The sequence below is a fragment of the Corynebacterium sp. HMSC074C11 genome (genome assembly GCF_001809455.1).
In the GTDB taxonomy this organism is placed as follows: domain Bacteria; phylum Actinomycetota; class Actinomycetes; order Mycobacteriales; family Mycobacteriaceae; genus Corynebacterium; species Corynebacterium amycolatum.
In genome coordinates, this window is the sequence record NZ_KV797729.1 from 324493 (window position 1) to 346179 (window position 21687).

At 58.9% G+C, this 21687-nt stretch carries 19 protein-coding genes and 1 pseudogene; 3 read left to right on the forward strand and 17 right to left on the reverse strand.

Annotation, left to right across the window (positions count from 1 at the left end):
• Window positions 1-171: 171 nt before the first annotated feature.
• From HMPREF2614_RS05250 to HMPREF2614_RS05265, 4 genes are all read right to left on the reverse strand, one after another.
• Entirely contained in the window at window positions 172-1128 is a 957-nt protein-coding gene (locus HMPREF2614_RS05250; RefSeq protein WP_049181206.1) for an aldose 1-epimerase family protein, read from the reverse strand.
• A gap of 158 nt (window positions 1129-1286) precedes the next feature.
• Window positions 1287-3554: a polyribonucleotide nucleotidyltransferase gene (locus tag HMPREF2614_RS05255; RefSeq protein WP_038628721.1), complete on the reverse strand. Its 2268-nt coding sequence runs from the start codon at window positions 3552-3554 to the stop codon at window positions 1287-1289.
• Between the two features lie 526 nt (window positions 3555-4080).
• Window positions 4081-4350, reverse strand: coding sequence for a 30S ribosomal protein S15 (gene rpsO, locus HMPREF2614_RS05260; RefSeq protein WP_016422594.1), 270 nt, complete (start codon window positions 4348-4350; stop codon window positions 4081-4083).
• Between the two features lie 141 nt (window positions 4351-4491).
• Entirely contained in the window at window positions 4492-5487 is a 996-nt protein-coding gene (locus HMPREF2614_RS05265; protein ID WP_038628719.1) for a bifunctional riboflavin kinase/FAD synthetase, read from the reverse strand.
• Window positions 5488-5551: 64 nt separating this feature from the next.
• Between HMPREF2614_RS05265 and truB the strand changes: the two genes are divergently transcribed.
• Window positions 5552-6538 (forward strand): tRNA pseudouridine(55) synthase TruB, encoded by a 987-nt coding sequence (gene truB / locus HMPREF2614_RS05270; RefSeq protein ID WP_038628717.1) that lies wholly within the window; start codon window positions 5552-5554, stop codon window positions 6536-6538.
• A gap of 16 nt (window positions 6539-6554) precedes the next feature.
• Here the strand turns inward: truB and HMPREF2614_RS05275 are convergent, their stop codons facing one another.
• The 9 genes from HMPREF2614_RS05275 to rimP form a co-directional block, all read right to left on the reverse strand.
• On the reverse strand, window positions 6555-7268 hold the full coding sequence (locus tag HMPREF2614_RS05275; protein WP_038628715.1) for a 4'-phosphopantetheinyl transferase family protein: 714 nt from the start codon (window positions 7266-7268) through the stop codon (window positions 6555-6557).
• Window positions 7247-8623: an MATE family efflux transporter gene (locus HMPREF2614_RS05280; RefSeq protein ID WP_080972860.1), complete on the reverse strand. Its 1377-nt coding sequence runs from the start codon at window positions 8621-8623 to the stop codon at window positions 7247-7249. Before HMPREF2614_RS05280 ends, HMPREF2614_RS05275 begins: the two co-directional genes overlap by 22 nt.
• A 4-nt stretch (window positions 8624-8627) precedes the next feature.
• Window positions 8628-9689 carry a DHH family phosphoesterase gene (locus HMPREF2614_RS05285; protein ID WP_038628714.1) on the reverse strand — a complete coding sequence of 354 codons (1062 nt, stop codon included), beginning with the start codon at window positions 9687-9689 and terminating at the stop codon, window positions 8628-8630.
• 42 nt (window positions 9690-9731) lie between these two features.
• Entirely contained in the window at window positions 9732-10163 is a 432-nt protein-coding gene (gene rbfA / locus HMPREF2614_RS05290) for a 30S ribosome-binding factor RbfA (RefSeq protein ID WP_016422588.1), read from the reverse strand.
• Window positions 10164-10618: 455 nt separating this feature from the next.
• On the reverse strand, window positions 10619-11347 hold the full coding sequence (locus HMPREF2614_RS05295; protein WP_049181202.1) for a hypothetical protein: 729 nt from the start codon (window positions 11345-11347) through the stop codon (window positions 10619-10621).
• A 20-nt stretch (window positions 11348-11367) separates the two neighbouring features.
• A complete protein-coding gene (gene infB, locus HMPREF2614_RS05300; protein WP_070560375.1) occupies window positions 11368-14085 on the reverse strand; it encodes a translation initiation factor IF-2 in 2718 nt (905 codons plus the stop codon).
• Between the two features lie 129 nt (window positions 14086-14214).
• A complete protein-coding gene (locus HMPREF2614_RS05305) occupies window positions 14215-14607 on the reverse strand; it encodes a YlxR family protein (RefSeq protein ID WP_038628710.1) in 393 nt (130 codons plus the stop codon).
• A 171-nt stretch (window positions 14608-14778) separates the two neighbouring features.
• Window positions 14779-15765 carry a transcription termination factor NusA gene (nusA, locus tag HMPREF2614_RS05310; RefSeq protein ID WP_038628709.1) on the reverse strand — a complete coding sequence of 329 codons (987 nt, stop codon included), beginning with the start codon at window positions 15763-15765 and terminating at the stop codon, window positions 14779-14781.
• Window positions 15762-16334, reverse strand: coding sequence for a ribosome maturation factor RimP (rimP, locus tag HMPREF2614_RS05315; RefSeq protein ID WP_038628707.1), 573 nt, complete (start codon window positions 16332-16334; stop codon window positions 15762-15764). Before rimP ends, nusA begins: the two co-directional genes overlap by 4 nt.
• A 101-nt stretch (window positions 16335-16435) precedes the next feature.
• Between rimP and HMPREF2614_RS05320 the strand changes: the two genes are divergently transcribed.
• On the forward strand, window positions 16436-17401 hold the full coding sequence (locus tag HMPREF2614_RS05320; RefSeq protein WP_224786669.1) for a DUF4439 domain-containing protein: 966 nt from the start codon (window positions 16436-16438) through the stop codon (window positions 17399-17401).
• On the opposite strand, the gene HMPREF2614_RS05325 is transcribed toward HMPREF2614_RS05320, so the two are convergent.
• On the reverse strand, window positions 17398-19170 hold the full coding sequence (locus HMPREF2614_RS05325) for a proline--tRNA ligase (protein WP_038628703.1): 1773 nt from the start codon (window positions 19168-19170) through the stop codon (window positions 17398-17400). The two genes, HMPREF2614_RS05320 and HMPREF2614_RS05325, sit on opposite strands and share 4 nt — an antisense overlap.
• Before the next feature lie 60 nt (window positions 19171-19230).
• Here HMPREF2614_RS05325 and HMPREF2614_RS05330 point away from each other — a divergent pair, with 60 nt between their 5' ends.
• A complete protein-coding gene (locus HMPREF2614_RS05330) occupies window positions 19231-19968 on the forward strand; it encodes a YaaA family protein (RefSeq protein WP_052155635.1) in 738 nt (245 codons plus the stop codon).
• On the opposite strand, the gene HMPREF2614_RS05335 is transcribed toward HMPREF2614_RS05330, so the two are convergent.
• From HMPREF2614_RS05335 to HMPREF2614_RS05345, 3 genes and pseudogenes are all read right to left on the reverse strand, one after another.
• Complete coding sequence (locus HMPREF2614_RS05335) at window positions 19965-20246, reverse strand: hypothetical protein (RefSeq protein WP_224786668.1); 282 nt, start codon at window positions 20244-20246, stop codon at window positions 19965-19967. The genes HMPREF2614_RS05330 and HMPREF2614_RS05335 overlap by 4 nt on opposite strands.
• Window positions 20239-21330 carry a uroporphyrinogen-III C-methyltransferase gene (cobA, locus tag HMPREF2614_RS05340; protein ID WP_038628700.1) on the reverse strand — a complete coding sequence of 364 codons (1092 nt, stop codon included), beginning with the start codon at window positions 21328-21330 and terminating at the stop codon, window positions 20239-20241. The genes HMPREF2614_RS05335 and cobA overlap by 8 nt, the downstream gene beginning before the upstream one ends.
• A gap of 10 nt (window positions 21331-21340) precedes the next feature.
• A pseudogene (locus HMPREF2614_RS05345) lies at window positions 21341-21687 on the reverse strand (cobyrinate a,c-diamide synthase); the annotation flags it as partial.

The following is a 21687-nucleotide window of genomic DNA, read 5'->3' on the forward strand; positions in this document are numbered from 1 at the left end:
GGCTAGACCTACCGCAAACCGTAGGGGCAAATCGCCACTACCCTGCACAAAAGGAAGACCTATTCTTTTACATTCGTCCCCTAGTGTAGTTTCCTTTCTTAATTCAAGGTGAATTAATTAAGACGGATTTAACCCAGTTGAGGGGGCTGCAGTCCTCTGAGCTGAGTAAAACTATTTTCCGCCCGTCTCCGCGCGCAGTCCCATGGCAAGAGTTTTTGTCTCTCCAGCCTGAAGTCGCAGCAACCCGGTTCCGGAGCGGAGCGCATCTGGCGGACATGTCATTGGTTCCACCGCAATCGCATTCCCGTGCCCAGGGAATCCTTCTCGTCGTCCAGCGTCGGCAACATAGACCTGGAAGAACCGGAATTCATCATCGGCCCAGAGCACAGCACCCTTGCCATTTGGTCCAACCAAATGCGCTTCACGACGGCGCGGTGAGCCATTCTCGGCTGTTTCCTCGGCAGCAAGGAAGCAGTGATCCAGCCACAGTCCATCCAGAGATACTCCCTCTCGAAGGCTGGGAATCACTGTCTCCGCTGGCACCGCTGGGCCAGCGGGCAGGTTTCGAATTGGTTCCAGTGGCAGGTTTTTATCAACGGGCAACCGAAGTGTGCAACTGTCGAAATCAGCGCCCAAAGCGCTTAGGTAAGGATGCCAGCCCAGACCAAACGGGCACTCCCTATCGCTGCGATTATGCACTGTGAACTCAGCCGATAGGCCGTCTGTAGCGGTGACTTGCCAACGCACGGTCATACCGAGTTCCCAAGGCCAGCCCGACTGCGGCTCAACTTCCACATGCAAGGTGACGCTGCTGTCATCAGCATCGACCACGGTCCAAATGCGATCTGCAACAAACCCGTGAATAGCATTCGCCCGGGACGGCTCCGAAATATCTAACCGATGGACTTCCCCACCGAAGATAAACACTCCGTCAGCGACCCTGTTCGGCCACGGAGCCAGGAGCGTACCTGCGGACAACGGTGGATTGAATCCCTTGGGATAGTCTGTCAGCAGTGGCAGACCACAGTACTCCAGTGATCTCGGGCCACCACCGAACTGGGAAATACTTGCGACGTAGTCACCGGCGGAAATGTCGATGAATTCATGATCGTGCGCGACAAGTTGCATGCGCAAATCACCTTCCACGTGGGTTCGAAAATTAATCCCTTCGAAACCCGAGATTAACCCAAAACAAAAAGCGCGGTTAGGTCAATTTGTGACCTAACCGCGCCATCGCTACTCGCGTTGTCGGAGGCTACATACAGCACATCCTCCGTCGCCAAGCATTAGTCGTCCTCGACTGGAACCAACGAAATCTTGCCGCGGTTGTCGATATCAGCGATTTCGACCTGAATCTTGTCGCCGACATTGATGACATCCTCAACCTTCTCGATGCGCTTGTCGCCACCGAGCTTGGAAATGTGAATCAGACCGTCACGGCCCGGAGTCAGGGAGACGAAAGCACCGAAAGCGACAGTCTTCACGACAGTTCCCAGGTAGCGCTCGCCCACCTTCGGCAGTTGCGGGTTAGCGATTGCATTAATCTGCTCAATTGCAGCGTCCGCAGCCTTACCGGAAGTTGCCGAGACAAATACGGTGCCATCGTCCTCGATGGAGATATCAGCACCGGTTTCCTCGGTGATGCCGTTGATTGTCTTGCCCTTCGGGCCGATGAGCTCACCGATCTTGGACGCCGGAACCTTAACGGTGGTGATCTTCGGAGCAAGACCGCTCATCTCGTCCGGAGACTCGATGACCTCGGCCATGGTGGACAGGATGGCCAGACGTGCGTCACGAGCCTGGGACAGGGCATCGGCCAGAACCTTCGACGGAATACCGTCGAGCTTGGTGTCCAGCTGCAGTGCGGTAATGAAGTCCGCAGTACCAGCGACCTTGAAGTCCATGTCACCGAATGCGTCCTCGGCACCGAGGATATCGGTCAGCGCGACGAAGCGGTTCTCACCGTCAACCTCGCCGGAAACCAGGCCCATGGCGATACCGGCAACCGGAGCCTTCAGCGGCACACCGGCGTTGTACAGCGACAGAGTCGAAGCACAGACCGAACCCATGGACGTCGAACCATTAGATCCAAGGGCCTCGGAGACCTGGCGAATGGTATACGGGAACTCCTCACGGGACGGCACGACCGGCAGCAGAGCGCGCTCAGCCAGTGCCCCGTGACCAATCTCGCGGCGCTTCGGAGAGCCAACACGACCGGTCTCGCCGGTGGAGTACGGCGGGAAGTTGTAGTGATGGATGTAGCGCTTGGAAGTAACCGGGGTCAGCGAGTCAATCTGCTGTTCCATCTTCAGCATGTCCAAAGTGGTGACACCCAGAATCTGGGTCTCGCCGCGCTCAAACAGCGAAGAGCCGTGGGCACGCGGAATCAAGCCGACCTCAACGCCCAGGTCACGAATGTCGGTAACACCGCGACCATCGATGCGGAAGCCCTCAGCCAGAATCTTCTCACGGACAATCTGCTTCATCACTGCGTTGTATGCAGCGCGAATCTGCTTAGATGCAGCCTGCTCGTCGACATCATCGGAGACGAAGCGCTCCAGCAGCTGCCCCTCGACGTCCTCCATGTACTCGTTGGTGGCGTCATCTCGATCCTGCTTACCCGGGATGGTGAGCAGCTTGGCCAGCTTCTTAGCAGACTTCTTCTCGACTGCATCAAAAATCTCATCGCTGTATGCCGGGAACAGCGGGAACTCCTGCGTTTCCTTCGCTGCGCGCTCAGCCAGCCCCTTCTGTGCCTCACACAGAACCTTGATGTGCGGCTTTGCAGCCTCGAGGCCCGCGGCGACGATGTCCTCAGTCGGTGCCGGTGCGCCGTCAGAAATACGCTTGACGACGGTCTCCCCTGCTCCGGCCTCCACCATCATGATGGCGACATCTTCGACGTTCTTACCGCGACGCTTACGGGTGACGATGCGGCCAGCGACGACCATCTCGAACAGAGCCTGCTCGTGCTGCTCCTCGGTCGGGAAAGCGACCCATGCACCCTCCGGATGCTTGTCATCGGCGACAAGCGCGATGCGGACACCACCGACAGCGCCGGAAACCGGCAGCCCGGAAAGCTGAGTTGCAGCTGACGCGCCGTTGATTGCGACGACGTCGTAGCAATCCTTCGGATCCCAGGACATGACGGTGACGACAACCTGTACCTCGTTGCGCAGGCCCTTGACGAAGGTCGGGCGCAGCGGACGGTCAATCAGACGACATGCCAGGATGGCGTCGGTGGACGGGCGGCCCTCACGGCGGAAGAACGAACCCGGAATCTTGCCCGCAGCGTACATACGCTCTTCAACGTCGACGGTCAGCGGGAAGAAGTCAAAGCCCTCGCGGGGCTGGTTGGAAGCGGTGACGGTGGACAGGAGCATGGTCTCCTCGTCCAGGTAGGTGGTCACCGAACCATCGGCCTGACGAGCCAGCTGACCCGTTTCAAAGCGAATGGTGCGGGTGCCGAAATCACCATTGTCGATGGTAGCAACGGCCTCGGTAATACCGAAATCCTCATCAAAGAAAAATTCAACAGCCTTGCTGTTGGCCATAGGTTTCTTACTCCTAGAAATAGCGGCGATCATCGATGTCGCCTGTAAAAGATCGAATGAACTTCGTTTGCGTCACGCATTCTACCAGCTAACGCAGAAAGTTCTCGTATTGGACGGATCGGAGATCTCTCACTGCCATCTGGGTTCTTGCACCTACGCGGGGTTCTAGGAGTTTGCGGAGCGGGGGCACTTATCGATGACTTCTCTTCACTCATCGATGGATTACCGTGTCTTGTCGACGAATTACCGTGTCTTGTCGACGAATTACCGTGTCTTATCGATGGTGCCCCGACACTTATGCGCACGCTGTCGATCAGCCCCCTCCACATGTCGATGAGGTATTCACTTGTGGCCACGCTACAGCGCATCGATGAGTGAATACCACAACGACAAGTGACCAAAAAGACCCGCCGTGAGCTTCCATTCAATGGAAATCCAAACGGCGGGTCTAAAAGCTTAAAAGCCTTGAATTAACAGAGCAACTTACACCAATGACGCTCTGACAAACAGGACCTTAAGGGAAACCTTAGCGGCGCAGACCAAGGCGCTCGATCAGCTTACGGTAGCGCTCAACGTCATTGTCCTGCAGGTACTGCAGCAGGCCCTTGCGGCGACCGACCAGCAGCAGCAGACCACGACGAGAGTGGTGATCGTGCTTGTGGAACTTCAGGTGCTCGGTCAGCTGACGAATACGAGCGGTCAGCAGTGCAACCTGAGCCTCCGGGGAACCGGTGTCGGTCTCGTGCAGGCCGAACTCCTTGAGAATCTCAGCCTTTTCTGCAGTGTTCAAAGCCATGTAAATCTAACTCCTTGAATCAAATTATGGTCGTTTTTTCAGTCCACATTCTCGGCTTTCCCGGAACCAAACAGCGTCTGGCAGCTGGTTCCTCGCAACTACTTGTGGACCGCAGTCACAGCCGACGTTTTACTTTAACAGCTAATCGGTCTTTGCCAAAATGGCCTCGGTGTCTACTACGTCCTGGTTCATCCGGTCAATGAGCTCCTCGACCGAGTCGAACTTCTCCATTCCGCGAATCCGATCGACAAACTCAACCTGCCCGGCGATGCCGTAGAGGTCCGCGTGACGGTCAATCACGTAGGCCTCGACCGTTCGATCAGTGTCTCCAAAGGTCACATTAGTGCCCACCGACACGGCTGCTGGGTAGCGCACCCCAAACTCGATATCGCCCTTCGGGTCCGGCTCCGGGCGGGCTGCCGTCGGCTGAGCCGTAAACCATGCCGCGTAGACACCATCAGCCGGGACTGCCAAGCCCTCAGCGAAGTCAATATTGGCGGTCGGAAAACCCAGCTGCGCTCCCCCACGCCCCTGACCGGGAATAACGTCACCATCGACACGGTAGAAGTACCCGAGACACGAGGCGGCTGCGGACACCGCTCCGTCGGCAAGCAAACCGCGAATACGTGTCGACGAAACGCGTTCGGTCGAATCCGCGGCAGTGACGTCGAGGAGGTCGACGATGGTGACGTCGACCCCACACTTACGGCCGTGCTCCGGCATAGTCTCGGCAGTACCTGCGGCCTTCTGCCCATAGGTGAAGTTCTGGCCAACAAAGACGGCCTGTGCATTCAGCTTGTCGCGGATAACGGTGCGTACAAAGTCTTCTGGGGGGATGCTGGAGAAGTTCTTGTCGAAGGGCACGACGAGCATGGCATCAATTCCCTCCGCTTCTGCCAGCTCGGCACGACGGGACACGGTGGACAGTGCCGGCGGCACCTTATCCGGGGCAAACAGCGCTACGGGGTTGGGGTCGAAAGTCATCAACAGCGACTTCACGCCACGAGCGCGAGCGTCACTGACCGCAGCAGCTATCAGGCGCTTATGCCCTAGATGAATACCATCGAACACTCCGATGGTTACGACCGTGTCCCCCAGGTCTTCGGGTGCATTGTCCAAGCCATACCAAATCTCCACAAAGAGCTAGTGTAACTGGTCACCGTTTAACACACCGCATATAGCGCAACATAGGATTGCGTCTATGACCGACTTCGATCCGATTGCAGACTCCGGCATTGTCATCGTCGACAAGCCCCAAGGCTGGACAAGCCACGATGTAGTGGGCAAACTCCGTCGAATCTTCCGCACCAAGAAGGTCGGCCACTCCGGCACCCTCGACCCAATGGCCACCGGTGTGCTCGTCCTCGGCATCGGCCGCGGCACGCGTTTCCTACCCCATGTCCACGCGGACACGAAGTCCTACCAAGCCACCATTCGGCTCGGCGCTGCCACACTTACCGACGACGCCGAAGGCGAGTTGCTCTCCGAATCGTCAGCGGCATCGGTGACCGATGAAATGGTTCGAGAGGAAATTGCGAAGTTCACCGGCACGATCATGCAAAAACCTGCGGCGGCATCCGCAGTGAAGATTGACGGTGTCCGCGCCTACGAGCGCATCCGCCGTGGCGAGAAGGTCGATATCCCAGCGCGCCCGGTGACAATCACCCGCTATGAGGTTCTGGACATCCGCCACGACTCCAATCCTTCCCGTCCCGGGGAGTGCATCGATATCGACGTGGAGGTCGACTGCTCTGCTGGCACTTTCATCCGCGCCTTAGCTCGTGACTTGGGGGATGCACTGGGAGTCGGTGGTCATCTCACCGCTCTGCGACGTACTGCCGCCGGCGTTTTCACTATTGAAGAAGCATTGACTATCGACGAGCTCACAGCGAAAGCCGAGCAATTCGACACCGCCAATCCAGAAATTGCTGAGATGCGACGCCCCCTTCCGGAGCGCGCCGCTTCCTTGCTGCCGATGAGTCTGGACGCGGCCTGCCTGCGTTGCTTTGATTCCCGCGAAATAACTGAACAGCAGGCGGCTGATTTGGCTCAGGGCAAGTGGCTGGAGCCAATCGGAAAACCTGGAGTCTATGCGGCGGTGTCTCCGACGGGAAAGGTCCCGGCGCTGCTCACAGAATCCGGCAAACGGGCCAAGACGGTCTTCGTGGTACGCCCGGCCACGCTGTAACTACTTCTCAAGGCTTTTAACACTGCTCGAGCCACACCGCGGTGGCAACGACGCCTGCGCCGCGGGCCCAGAAGCCCTTTACTCCGCGGAAGGCGTCGGGAATCTCACGGTGAAATGTTAGCTGTAGAGGTCCGCCTGCGAGTCCTCGGGAAAAACCTCGCGCTGCTATCCGTCTCTTCCTCGGTTGCACGGAAACTTCGTCGAAGTCTAGCCACTGCCCGACTATCGGCTCCCAGAGTTTGTACACTGATTCCTTGGCGCTAAATTGCACCAGCGGATCCAGGCGAGCTTCGTCAGTGCGCAAGACTGCATCGATGATTCCTAACTCTAGAGTCTGCTCGACCTCGACATCGATGCCAATCCCCTGCAGCTGTTCAGCGCTCGCGGACACAGCTGCCACGGCCCCGTCGCAGTGGCTAATTGACCCCACGACTCCTCGCGGCCACAGCGGCGCTCCAGTGGTCGACACGCCAATCCCACCTGGGGCAGACTCTCCTAGCCGTTGCAACGCCTCATGTGCAGCGAGGCGTCCTCGGGTGAAATCACGGATTCGAGCAGGTGCTGCACTATCAGACAGCCTCAATTCAGCACTACGGAGCTGCTGCAATTCCGCATCACTAAAAGGACGCTCGGCATTGGAGTCAATGACCAGCCGGCTACCGGCGGGTAAATGCCCGGCCAGGTACTCCTGAACGTCGGCAAGCACACTCATGCGCTGATGCCGTACCATTTCTCTCCACGGAAACGGGTAGCGACAAAGATGAGTCGCAGAATCATGAATGCCAAGAGACCACACCATACGCCGGTCAGCCCCCAACCAAATGCCTGAGCCAGCCAGACCGGCGGGAGGAATCCGCACAGGACCGCGCTAACGGTGGCGTTACGGAGGAAGGCTGCATCGCCGGCGCCGAGCAACACGCCATCGAGCGCGAAGACGACACCGCCGATAGGAATCATTGCGACAAGAATCCACCATGGTCCGGCGGTGACTGCGTCAATCACGCCTATGGAGTCGGTAAAAATGCGGACGATATTGGCATTACCCACTGCGAAGACGGCCGCTAGGCCGAGAGCAATGACGCTTGACCAGACAGTAACTCGCTTGCCAGTCCAGCGGGCAACGGCCGTGGAGCTACCGCCCAACGCTGCACCGACGAGCGTCTGTGCAGCAATCGCTAGCGAGTCGAGCACCAACGAGATCAGATTCCACAGTTGCAGCATGACCTGGTGCCCACCTAGCGTGGTCGGCCCAACGCGGCCAGCAACCGCGGCGGCAGAGAGGAACGCTACCTGGAAGGACAAGGAGCGAACGATGAGATCGCGACCGAGGACCAGCTGGCTTTTGATAATGGCGCCATTCGGGCGCATGGAGAGCTTGCGGTTAGAGCACTCCTTGAAAAGACTGCGGAGGAACAGCCCGCCGGTAATCAATTCGCCGAAAAGGACGGCCATTGCAGAGCCCTCGAGACCGAAGGCGCGGACTAGAGGCACAATCACAATGGCGGCCGGAACAAGGCCTGAGAGCACAAATAGCAGCGGCGAGCGGGTGTTTTGGATACCTCGTAACCAACCATTTCCAGCCTGCGCAATCAACGTCAGCGGAATGGCGAAAGCAGCAACTCGCAACCATTGCCCGGCATCATGAGCGACCTCCGGATGAGGAGCTAACCAACCGGTAAATACCGGTGCCAACCCCACGATGATGGCAAAGAGGCTAAGGCCCACAAAGATGGCGACCCACGTCGCTTGCACCCCCTCTTCGACCGCCTCGTCCACGTTGCCCCTGCCAAAGGCTCGCGCTGATCGGGCAGTCGTGCCGTAAGCCAAGAAAGTAAGCTGCGTAGTTACCACGGAAAATACCGTCGAACCAGCAGCAAGCGCCGCAAGCTGGACGGCTCCGAGCCGACCGATGACAGCCGTATCCAGCAGCACATAGAGTGCGGGCGCAGCAAGAACGCCCAACGCTGGCAGCGCCAGCGAAACGATTGCGCGAAGGCTGACATCTGACTTCGCACTGTGCCCGGTTCGCTCTATGCCAGTTTGCTCAATCTCAGTGCGCTCCTGAGTTTCTCGCGAGTCCGACAATCCCCTAGGCCTCGCTTGTGCCTCGGCGTGCCTGGGCTGCGACATCGCTGGTGTCCAGGATGGCTTGCAACAGCTCATCCTTGCTGCACTCGCGAGTCAGGCCGGCTGCGCGCTCGTGGCCACCGCCGCCAATTTCCAGGGCGACCTGGGAGACATCGACAAGCTCGCGAGAACGCAGCGAGACCGCCCACTGGCCTGGCTCATACTCCTTAAGTACCGCACAGACATCGGCCGCATTGGTCGTACGCACAATGTCCACGACGGATTCAATCTCATCGTGGCCAACTTCGGCGGTCTGGTCGTACTCAATGACGACGTGGATTAGGCCTGCGCCGTCGCCCCACTCGGGCACCAATGTCGCGGTGGAAAGCACCGTGCCCAGGAACGGCAGGTAGGCAAACGGATGCTCTTCCAGCAGCTGTGCACCAATCGTGCGCGGATCGAGCCCCTTATCCAGCAGGCGCGCCGCTGCAGTGTGCATGCGAGAACGGCCGAACTGGAACGACGCGGTATCCGTCAACAGCCCGGCGTAGAGAGCATGAGCCATCGGCGTGGTCAGCTTGATACCCCAGACCCCAAAGAAGTCCAGGAGCACCATGGTCGAGGACTCTGCGAGTTCATCAATCATGTTGACGGACCCAAAGCGAGTGTTGGTCGCGTGATGGTCAACATTGATAACGCGATCGGAGGCCATCACGCGATCTTCGAGCGCACCGAGACGCCCCGGGCTTGCGCAGTCGACAGTCACCCACGTGTCAATGTCTTCATCCAGGTCCGTGTACTCGACGAAGCGTTCCCATCCGGGGATGGTCAGCAGCGACTTGGCAGGCAAATCGCTCTCACCGTAGCTGGCGACAGCCGAAATGCCACGCTGTACAAGTGCCATGACCATCGCAGATGCGGCACCAATCGCATCCGCATCAGGGTGAACATGGGCAATGACGCCGACTTTCTTAGCGTCGGCAAGCATATCCTGCATCTGCTGAATCGGCTTGGACATGCGGCGATTAATCGCCTGGGAAAGCTGGTGAGCTGCCTGCTCCTGAGCCTGCGGAGAAGTGGTCACGTGGGTGCCCCTTTCATCGATAGATGTGGCCGGCGGAGAGTTTTACTCCTCGTCGCGGTATGGGTTGGCATCGCCTGCGGGCTTTGCGTTTCTGGCCTGCTCAGCCAATTCCGCGTCGCGCGCGCGAGTCTTATCAAGCAGCTCCTCAAGGTGCGCGGAGATCTCCGGCACCGTGTCAACCTCAAAAGCCAGCGTCGGTGTGTAGCGCACACCGGTGCCACGACCGACTAGGGAACGCAGCTGCCCCTTTGCCTTTTCCAGCGCTGCTGCTGCCGACTCGTAGTCCGGTTCCTCGTCGAGTGTACGTCCGCGCACAGTGTAAAAGACTGTGGCGTCGTGCAAATCGCCGGTGACGCGGCAGTCGGTGATAGTCACAAACTCCAGACGCCGGTCCTTAATCTCACGCTCGATTGCGCTGGCGACAATCTCCTGAATACGCTTGGACAGCCTGCGCGCGCGTGCTGGATCTGCCATTTTCGGCTACTCCCTATCTATCTATATCTGTGCGCAACCATTCGTAGCTAGACCCCATATAGCGTGAGGCCTGAAGTGCCCCTTCGCTGACAAAGACCCATTTGGGATCCGGCAAAAACGGTTCAATACAAAGGACTGCTAATACTAACACGCAAAACACTACTCAACTTCGAACCGCATTTTTCGCGACTTCGCCTAAGCCCGTCTACCGGGTGCAGCCACTTGCTTCGCCGCACGCTCGCCCTTTGTTAATAGCCTATTAATCATCACGACAACACTGCCGCCATCATCGATGTCATCGACGGCTTGGGGTCGCTACCACGGAATTGCGCAGCTGAAACGTGGTCTCCTCAAAAGCAAAGCCCGCTGCCCCACACCAATTCAACGGTCGGAAAAGTCACGCCAGGGAGCAGCTCAGAATCTTTGCCTACAGCTAACGGCCTACCCGTATGCTCTTAACGGCGCTCCACGAAGTTGTACATCGGTAACCCATTAACATGAGAACAGTCAGGCAGTGAATCCATCACGCTGTCCTGCAATGGTGTTTCTCCCTCGATACCGAAAATCCATTTAACCGCAGCATTACCTAGCTCCAGCGGATGAAAAAGATAACTTACCTCACCGTTTTTATCCTTGGGCGCTACGCTGCCATGGGTTTGTTCCCATTCAGCCACATCCGTCGGATGTAGTACCTCGACGTGTTCACCGTTAGCGAACGGTACCTCGAAATCCAACAATCTTCCCGAGCTGAAAAACCGCTGCATGTCAAAATCATAGTCTTCGCAGCTTGCCCCTAATTCTCTGGTGGGAGTCGTATAGTGGCACGAATCGACAACACTATTGATGCATAGTGACCAACTTGCACGCGGATCATTCGCCAACGCTGCGTCCTCAATTAGGTCGTATACGTCGTCGGTCCCGAAAAGCAGCGTTGGCCCAAACGCTACCGCGTGGAAGTACCAATTATGACCATCCTCAATGGTTACTTCGGAATCAAAGGCGAACTTCCCTGGCCAAATCTTGTCCAATTGCGCAAGAGTCTCCTCTGCGCTCGCAGGAGGATAACTCAAAATATTCGTTCGCGGCAGCTCATCCGAGAGCGCAAAGAGATTAGTTTTTAAGCCCATAACGAGCACCATACGCAAAAAGGCGCTCCCCGAAGGGAGCGCCTTATCAAAGTTCACGCAGTGTTTAGCCTACGTTGCTACGTACGCGGAACCTCGACCATCTCGTAGACCTCGATAACGTCGTCCACCTGGATGTCCGGGTAAGACAGCACCATACCGCACTCGTAACCGGCTGCCACCTCGGTAGCATCGTCCTTCTCTCGCTTCAGCGACTCGATAGTCGCCGAATCCGTAATGACGTTGCCGTCACGAACCAGGCGAGCCTTCGCGTTGCGGCGGACCTTGCCGGACTCGACCATACAGCCGGCGATGAGGCCAACTGCGGAGGACTTGAAGATGGCGCGAATCTCTGCACGACCAATCTCCTTCTCCTCGTAGACCGGCTTGAGCATGCCCTTCAGAGCAGCCTCGACATCCTCGATAGCACGGTAAATCACCGTGTAGTAGCGGATGTCAACGCCCTCAGCGTTGGCAACCTCGGTGGCCTTGCCCTCGGAGCGAACGTTGAAGCCGATGATGACGGCGTCAGACGCAGCAGCCAGCGTGACGTTGGTCTGAGTAACAGCACCGACACCACGGTCGATGATGTTCAGTGCGACCTCGTCGTCGACCTCAATCTTGAGCAAGGCTTCTTCCAGTGCCTCGACGGTACCGGCGTTGTCGCCCTTCAGGATCAGGTTGAGGGTGTTGGTCTCCTTCAGGATCTCGTCCAGGTTCTCCAGGGAGACGCGCTTGCGACGACGTGCCTGCAGTGCATTACGACGACGTGCGTCGCGGCGGTCTGCAATCTGGCGGGCCGTACGATCCTCGTCAACAACCAGGAGGTTGTCACCAGCACCCGGCACGGAGGTCAGGCCGAGCACCTGAACCGGACGGGAGGGACCGGCCTCATCGACGTCGTTGCCGTACTCATCGACCATGCGGCGAACACGACCATATGCGTCACCGACAACGATGGAGTCACCGACGCGCAACGTACCGCGCTGAACGATAACGGTTGCCACCGGACCACGGCCGCGGTCAAGGTGAGCCTCGATGGCGACACCCTGAGCGTCCATATCCGGGTTGGCGCGCAAATCCAACGAAGCGTCGGCAGTCAACAGCACTGCTTCGAGAAGCTGATCGATGTTGAGGCCCTGCTTAGCGGAAATATCGACGAACATAGTGTCGCCGCCCCACTCTTCGTCAGTGAGACCGTATTCAGTCAGCTGACCACGAATCTTCTGCGGATCTGCAGTTTCCTTATCAATCTTGTTGACTGCAACGACAATCGGCACATCAGCGGCCTTGGCGTGGTTAATAGCCTCAACCGTCTGCGGCATGACGCCGTCATCAGCTGCAACAACCAGAATCGCGATATCGGTCGACTTGGCACCACGAGCACGCATGGCGGTAAACGCCTCGTGACCAGGGGTATCCAAGAAGGTAACCTTGCGCTTCTCGCCGTCGAGCTCCACCGGCACCTGGTAGGCACCGATGTGCTGGGTAATACCACCGGACTCGTGGCCACCAACGTTGGCCTTACGAATCGTGTCCAACAGGCGCGTCTTACCGTGGTCGACGTGACCCATCACAGTTACCACTGGCGGGCGTTGTTCCAGGTCCTCATCGTCGCCTTCATCCTCACCGAATTGGAGGTCGAAGGATTCAAGCAGTTCGCGGTCCTCATCCTCTGGCGAAACAACCTGGACCTTGTAGTCCATCTCGTCGCCGAGCAGCTGCAGGGTCTCGTCGGATACCGATGCAGTTGCCGTAACCATTTCACCGAGGTTGAACAATGCCTGAACCAGTGCTGCGGCATCGGCATTGATCTTCTCAGCGAAGTCAGACAACGATGCGCCGCGTGCGAGGCGAATGGTCTTGCCCTTACCGTTAGGCAGCTTGACGCCACCCACCACGGATGGTGCCTGCATCGCCTCGTACTCGTTGCGCTTCTGACGCTTCGACTTGCGTCCGCGACGCGGGGCGCCTCCTGGCCGCCCGAATGCACCTGCAGTTCCACCGCGACGTCCGCCGCGACCACCGCGCGGTCCACCACCCGGACCACCCGGGCCGCGACCACGGCCGCCGAAGCCGCCGCCGCCACCGCGGCTTGCCTTTGCAGGCATCTGTCCCGGGTTCGGGTGCGAAGGCATCATCGCCGGAGTCGGGCGATTGCCGCCCGGCTTATTACCGCGGCCCTGTCCACCTTGTGGACGCGGGCCACCCTGACGTGCTCCTGGCTTCGGCCCCGGACGGCCGTTTCCGCCCTGCGGGCGAGGACCACCCTGGCGTCCACCCGGCTTCGGCCCCGGACGGCCAGGACCGCCCTGCGGACGCGGCATGTTGGACGGCCGCGGTGCCGGACGGGAAGATCCGCCGGTCGAGAATGGGTTGTTCGCCACACGCGGTGCGCGTGCGCCTGGCTTCGGCCCCGGCTTCGGGCCAGCAGGCTTCGGCGGGCGTGGCATTTCCTGTCCCGGCTTCGGCGAACGGGACGGTGCTGCTGGCTTGGCACCTGGCTTTGCCGCCGCTGGTGCAGCCGGCTTAGCGCCTGGCTTAGCTGCTGGCTTGGCACCCGACTTAGCAGCAGGCTTAGCTGCAGCCTTCGTAGCTGGGGTCTGTGCAGACGCGTCAGCACCTGCACCAGCATTCTTCTCTTCGTAGACCTTCTTCATCTTCCTGACGACGGGTGGTTCCACCGTCGAAGAAGCGGTCTTAACAAACTCGCCCTGAGCCTTCAGCTCGGCGAGTAGTTCCTTGCTGGTGACCCCGAGCTGCTTAGCGAGCTCATGGACACGTAGCTTTCCGGACACTGCTCTCCTCACTAGTGGGGGCCGAGCAGCGCCCGATGGCGGATTCGTCCACGCACCGAGAGCGCCTGCAGGGCTCCCTCTTATCTATTGCCGTTCATCGCTGATGCTTCATCGTGTGCTCATCAGTGTTCAGGTCTTTCTGTTGTCATTTTTCCTGCCTCCCTGCTTAGCGACACGCACATCGCCAGCGGGGGCGAAAACCTCCGCCGCTTCGTAGTGCGTGGCGATAAACTGTTTAACCGGAAACGCATCTACCTGCGTAGATACCTTCAGTGCGCGGCCAAATGCACGGCGCTTGTCGGCGATCTCCCAAGCTTTTAGTGTTGGGGTAATCCAGGCACCTCGTCCCTGCATCCGACGACGCGGATCAGCAACGACGGCTACTGAGCCATCTGAACGGGTGGTAGCGACAATGCGCAGCAGCTCCGAGCAATTGCGACGCTGCTTAGTTGCAATACAGGTACGTGTGGGTGCAGGTGTATGAGTTGTCGAATTCGGGTTTGTCACCCGCGAAGCCGTCATACTCCTGACGCACCCACCTTCCTGCTAAGAAATTCAGCGCGAAAATTCGCATAGAAAAATCACGCCTTGTCGTTTGGCCACTTCCCAGCATAACCCGAAAAGGCGGAAAAGTGCCAACCCCCTAGGCACTTTCCCGCCACTTTCGCAACCGCTGGGACGCTGACGTTGCGTCTACTCCGCGTCGGAGTGGATATCGATTCGCCAGCCGGTCAGACGAGCCGCCAGACGGGCATTCTGTCCCTCCTTGCCGATAGCAAGCGAGAGCTGGTAGTCGGGCACCACAACATGTGCACGGCGCTCATCCATGTCTAAAATCTTGACACTAACGACCTTGGCTGGCGCCAGCGAGTTACCAACGAACTTCGCCGGATCCTCGTCGTAGTCGATGATGTCAATCTTCTCGCCCTTGAGCTCATTCATAATCGAGCTCACACGCTGACCGCGCGGCCCAATGCAGGCGCCCTTAGCGTTGAGCCCCTTGACCGTGGGACGTACAGCAACCTTGGTGCGGTGACCAGCCTCGCGTGCAATCGAAATCAATTCCACTGCCCCATCGGCAACTTCCGGAACTTCAAGTTCGAAGAGCTTACGAATGAGCTCCGGGTGCGTGCGTGACAGGTGAATCGCGACACCCCGCGGTGTCTTGTTCACACCGACGACGTAGCACTTGATGCGGTCACCGTGCTTGAGTTCCTCACCTGGCAGCTGCTCAGCCGGCATCAGAATACCGTCGCGACCATTGGCCTCCGAACCGATGTGGACGACGACAATGCCCTTTTCATTGGCATAGACATCGCGCTGGACCACGCCGGAAATGACCTGGTTAGACAGGTCTGCGTATTCGTCGAGAACCTTGTCGCTTTCCGCATCCCGCAGACGCGAAAGGATGGTCTGACGAACAGCGAATGCAGCGGTACGCTCAAAGTCCTCCGGAGTATCGTCCCATTCGGAGATGAGATTGCCCTCGTCGTCTCGCTCCTGAGCAAAGACTATGACGTCACCGGTCTCACGGTCGATTTCGACGCGCGCATACTGTGCCGGTGCGGTGGTATTACGGTAACTTTCACGCAATGCCCGGGCGACCAGTCCCAGCATTTCGTCGACAGGAATACCCTTTTCCCTTTCCAAGGTTCGCAGGGCAGCTAATTCAATCTTCACTTGTTATCCTCCAGCCTGGTCAAGGCATCGTCATAGTCTAGTCCCGCAAAATCTTTCTCGGCTGCGGGCGGATTAGAGAATTCAACTTGTACCACTGCACGGGCCACATTGGTTAATTGGACACGCTGACCAACAGCCTTCAACCGCCCCTTTGGCCCTTTAGAGGTAACGAGAATGATGGATTCTTCATCCGGCGACAGCGCACCAATGCGGGCTGCAATCGCGGAACCGTCGGCAAGCGAAATTTCCGCAATGCGACCACGGTTACGGCGCCAGTGTCGTGGCTGCGTCAGCGGTGCGTCAATACCAGGAGTGGAAACTTCCAAGGTGTAGCCCTGAGCGCCGAAGTCGGCTTCGCCACGTGCCTCCGCGGCATCCAGAGCGGAAGATACTTCATGCGTGGCCTGTTCCAGAACATCGAGGTCAGGACGCTCATCTGCGTCAACCAACACAATGACCTGTGACTTTGCGCCGGCGCGAACGACCTTGACATCTTCCACAGCCAGGCCGATTTGTGCGAGCGCCGGGCTCACAAACTGTTCAATTTTCTCGGGTGCGGGTATCGCCATAGTCGTAGAGTCTACAGGTCAAGTGCTAGGAATTGCGCACCTGGGCACTTGCCACGCACCGCATTGATACAAAGTGCCGCCCGCCGTGGCACCATAGTGAGGTGATTGTTGAACCTCCCGCCCCCAGTTTTGCTTCCGCATCGCGTCGCACTCGCACTCTCTCGCGCCGTGGCTTCCTCGCTGCTGCCCTCGCCGTGGGATCACTTCCCGCGCTCTCCGCGTGCTCGCATCTGGTGGCACCACGCCCGGATTACGCCATTGAGGTTCTCCACGCACTGGCGGCGCGCGATGCACATTCGCTTACCGACGCCGATCCTGACCTCGCAGCTGTGCGCTCCGCGCAGGTCACCGAACTGGATAAGGAAATCACACGCGCCTGCGGTACCCGCAAGGACGGTAAACCTGTCGATGAATGCGGCTCGGACGTCGCAGTCCCAGGATCCCTGGCTGCCGGTGTCGATGCGAAGTTACTGCTCACGGACTCGCGAAATAGTCCAGTACTGACGAAGGCTCTGGATTCACGCACTGCATTGCGGGAGGAGCACACTGCGCGCCTTGCCACGGCTGTCGATGGCGGTATAGTCCTCGCTCTGCGTGCTGCGGGCGCTAAGTGGGAGGAGATTGTCCCATTGATTCCCAGTGACAGGGATGAAATCTCGGGTGCCGGAGAACAGATGACTAAGGCACTGCAAGCCGAATACATGATGATTTACGGTGTTGGCGTCGCCGCACCACGTGTCGGAGGCGATACCACTACTGCTCTTTTGGCTCGTGGCGAGCGCCACCGTATTTTGCGCGATCGTGCCCGGCTAATTTTGGAGGATTCCGACGTTGAGGTGCCGAAGAGCGCACCTGGCTATATGCCGGAAGATGCTCCTTCACCGGACACGGCACCCGTCGATTACATGATTGCGTTGGAGCGCTATTGCGCCCAGGCGTGGGAAGACGTATTGCTCGCTGCCAATAACCCTCGGATACGTATGTTCGCACTGCAGGCAGCTGGCGTGGCTGCCGCCGGAGTGGCAGCGCTAGGTGGCAACAACTTGGAGCCGCTGCCGGGACTCTAAGCCTTGCGAACCAACTCCGCGACGTGATCTGCAATGCCGTCAGCGGCGACCTCGTCGGTCTCGTTGGTCAGGCGGTTACGCAGCTCCACCTTGCCGTCCGCGTAGCCACGGCCAAAGATGACCACAAACGGCGTACCCAGCAACTCAGCGTCCTTGAACTTCACACCGGGGCTGACCTTCGGACGGTCGTCGAAAAGCACCTCAATGCCCTGCTGACTGAGGTCTTCCGCCAGACGTTCAGCGGCCTCAGCTGCTTCGGCGTTCTTACCGGCCACAGCGATGTGAACCTTGTACGGTGCTGCGGCAACTGGCCACTTGAGGCCCTTTTCATCCAACTGCTGTTCTGCGAGGACAGCAACCAGACGGGACACACCAATGCCGTAGGACCCCATCGTCGGACGAGCACGCTTACCGTTGACATCGAGGATGTCAATTTCAAAGGCGTTGGTGTACTTGCGGCCCAACTGGAAGATGTGGCCAATCTCAATGCCTCGCTCAATCTTCAGTGTGCCGTGTTCCTCCGGTGCCGGATCGCCGTCGCGAACCTCGGCGACATCGCAAATGCCGTCGATCTGGAAGTCGCGACCGGCGACCACACCGACGATGTGCTTACCCTCCTCGTTGGCGCCCACAATCCAATTCGTGCCCTCCGCTACGCGTGGGTCAGCTAGGACCTTCACGCCGTGATCAGCGAGCCCCTGCGGGCCGACGTAGCCCTTAATCAGGAAGTCATTGGCTGCGAAGTCCTTGTCCTCCAGCAAGCGCACCTCACCCGGTTCAAATGCGACTTCGAGACGCTTTTCATCGACCTCACGGTCACCGGGAACCAGGATTGCGGTGAGCTGTTCCGGCAGGGCGTTGCCCTCCTTATCGACCTTCTTCGGGTCGACGGCGACGAGAACGCACTTCAAAGTATCGGCAGCGGTGACCTCGCATCCGAGGTCCGCGCCATTGGCCCAATCAACAAGCGCTGCAATGGTGGTGCAGTTCGGAGACTCGTAAACCTTCGCCTCCGGCTGCCCCTCAATCGGCTGCGGTTCGACTGCCGGGATTCTCACGGCTTCAACGTTGGCGGCGTACTCACCGTCGGTGGAGACTACGAAGGAGTCTTCGCCATTTTCGCTAACAGCCAGGAACTCCTCGGAGGCCGAACCGCCCATAGCGCCGGAGGTGGCGTGGCAGATTTCGTACTTAATGCCCAGCCGGTCAAAAATTCGCTGGTACGCACCGCGGTGCAGCTGATAAGAATTCGCCAGCCCCTCGTCGTCCATGTCGAAGGAGTAGGAGTCCTTCATCACGAACTCGCGGCCACGCAGAATACCCGCGCGCGGGCGGGCCTCGTCGCGGTACTTGGTCTGAATCTGGAACAGCGTTGTCGGGAAATCCTTGTAGGAGCTGAAAAGATCCTTGACAGCCAGCGCGAACATCTCTTCGTGCGTCGGCCCCAGCAGGTAGTCCGCGCCCTTGCGATCCTTCAGACGGAACAGCTCGGGGCCATATTCGGTCCACCGATTCGTCGCCTCGTACGGTTCACGCGGGAGCAGTGCAGGGAATGCCAGCTCCTGTGCGCCAATGCCTTCCATCTCCTCGCGCACAACCTTCTCTACGTTGCGCAGAACCTTCAAGCCCAGGGGCAGCCAGGAGTACACACCAGGGGCAGTTCGCCGGATGTAGCCGGCACGGACGAGCAGCTTGTGGCTAGGGACCTCGGCGTCAGCAGGATCCTCGCGCAGTGTGCGTAGGAACAGCTGGGACATTCGCGTAATCATGAATGCTGATTTTACCCGTCGATCATTCTTCGCAACATGCGGGGCATTACTATGGTGCCCATGCTCGTAGTCCTACCCCCATCTGAAACCAAAGCCACTGGTGGCAGCCATCCCGCAGTGGACTTTTCCTCGCTGAGCTTCGGCTCCCTCAACTCCATCCGCGAGCACATTGCAGCCGATCTCGTGGCGTTAAGTGCGAACAGGGAAGCCGCGATGGAAACACTGAAACTGGGGCCACGTCTCGCTGACGAAGTCACAGCTAATGCTGCACTCCTAGAGTCGCCGACCATGCCGGCTCTCGAGCGCTATACGGGGGTTCTCTACGACGCACTCTCCCCCAGCGACCTGCCGGAAACCGGCCGTGCTCGACTCGCCATCGGATCAGCGCTCTTCGGCGTCATTGGCGGGGACGACCTCATCCCCCGCTACCGTCTCTCTGGCACGGTCAAGCTCCCCTTCGCGGATCAGCCTGCCGACGCAGCTCCCACGATGAAGCGCCGCTGGGGCACCGCCATCACCGAGGCTCTCAATGATGTCGACTTCCTCATCGACCTTCGTTCCGGCACCTACGCCAATTTGGGCAAAGTCAAGACCGCGACAACGATGACCGTGCTCACCGCCGAGGGCAAAATCGTCAGCCACTTCAACAAGCACTACAAGGGCCTATTTGCCCGTGCCATCGCCCTTTCCGACACAGCACCGACCGCCCCCACAGAGGCCGTCGACATCGCGCGCGCCGCAGGATACAACGTCTCGCTTGACGACGGCGCCCTCATCTTCCGCGTCCCGGAAAACTAAATGTCGTCGTTGTAGCGCTTCCGGCCTGCCACAATGGCAGCAATGAGCGCAATGACGGCGATGAAAATGCTGTCGTATCGCGAGCCTTCTCCGCCGAGGAGAAGGAGGCGGAAGATGATCATGGCTCCGAGGTAGAACACGAGGAAGGTCGCAGCGCCCATCCAGATGGCGCTACGCAGCTGGTCGTCGGCAAGCAGTCGGGTAACAAGCCCTGCCTTTTGCTGCTCTGGCTCACGCTTCTTCGACTTGTTGTTGCTCGACTTGTTGCTCTTACTCATCGCCCTCATCCAGACCGGCGACTTCACCGATGACGATAACTGCGGGCGGCTTGATTCCTTCTTCGACCATCTTTTCACCCAGTTCACCGAGCGTGCAGCGTAGCGACTTCTGATTCGGCAGCGTGCCGTCCTGGATGACTGCAGCCGGAGTCTTCGGGCTGCGGCCGGCCTTCATCAGAGCCTCGGCAATCTTCGGCCCGTTCTTAACTCCCATAATGATGGCAATAGTGCCGTGCATGCGGCCAAGCGCATCCCAATTGACTAGCGAAGTCTTGTGCCCCGGTGGGACGTGACCGGACACGACAGTGAATTCGTGGTTGACGCCACGCATGGTAACTGGGATGCCAATCGTCCCCGGTACCGCCAGTGCCGAGGTGATACCCGGCACAACTCGAACCGGTACCCCTGCCTTCTGCAGCTCGTGAAGCTCTTCAAAACCGCGGCCGAAGATGTACGGATCGCCACCTTTGAGCCGGACCACAAAGTAGCCCTCGCGGGCACGATGAACTAGCAGTTCATTGATGCGCTCCTGAGCCATGGCGCGACCGTAAGGAAGCTTGCCGGCATCAATGATCTCGACATCCGGCTCCAAGTCACCGAGCAGCGACAGTGGACCGAGGTGGTCTGCGACGACGACGTCGGCAAGCCGGAGCAGGCGACGCCCCTCAACGGTAATCAGACCAGGATCGCCCGGGCCACCGCCTACGAGTGCGACCTGACCTGCCAGGTCACCTGCGCGCGACGCGCGACGGCCGGTCAGCGCCGCAGGAGTAAGCGGGCTGGATGTCCCGGTTTCATCGTCGACGAGAATACCTCGGCGGTGTCCCTCGAGTGTCACCTCACGCAGCAACGACTCGTCACAGCAGACCATGAGAGCCTTGCCCCAGCTCATCGCCTCGGTAAAACCAGTGCGGGTCAAAGTAATACGGCCGTCTGCAGCCCAGGCCTCAATCGCAGTTGTTACTTCCCCACCCTCACACACAGTGACGTCAGCGCCAGAGTCCAACAACCGAGGAATCACGCGCTCTGCAGCCGTGGAACCGCCAATCACCAACACACCGTAGTCTTTGAGAAGCAAACTCATAGCTAATACTTTACCCGGCGCACGAAGCAACAAAGCGACTGACGTTGCCCGGCGCACCCGCCGGATGAACATGCAGGTAACCGGCATGAATCCGCCCAGACTCGGAAACGAAGCCGTCGCGAACTGTCTCGCCTTGATATCCACGCCAACCCCAGGCGGGTTGCCACCCGGCCGCAGCAGCGACACTTGCGGTGTCATCAGTGAGCGCTGTCTTGTGGAACTCGTGACCGCGTACGCGCGTACCTACCGGGCACAATGCAGAATCAGTCAGAGCCACAGCCTCGCGGTACCCCAACTTCAACCGTGCCATGTGCGCTCGCCCCGGGATGATGCCGCACATACGGCGCCCACCGAGAT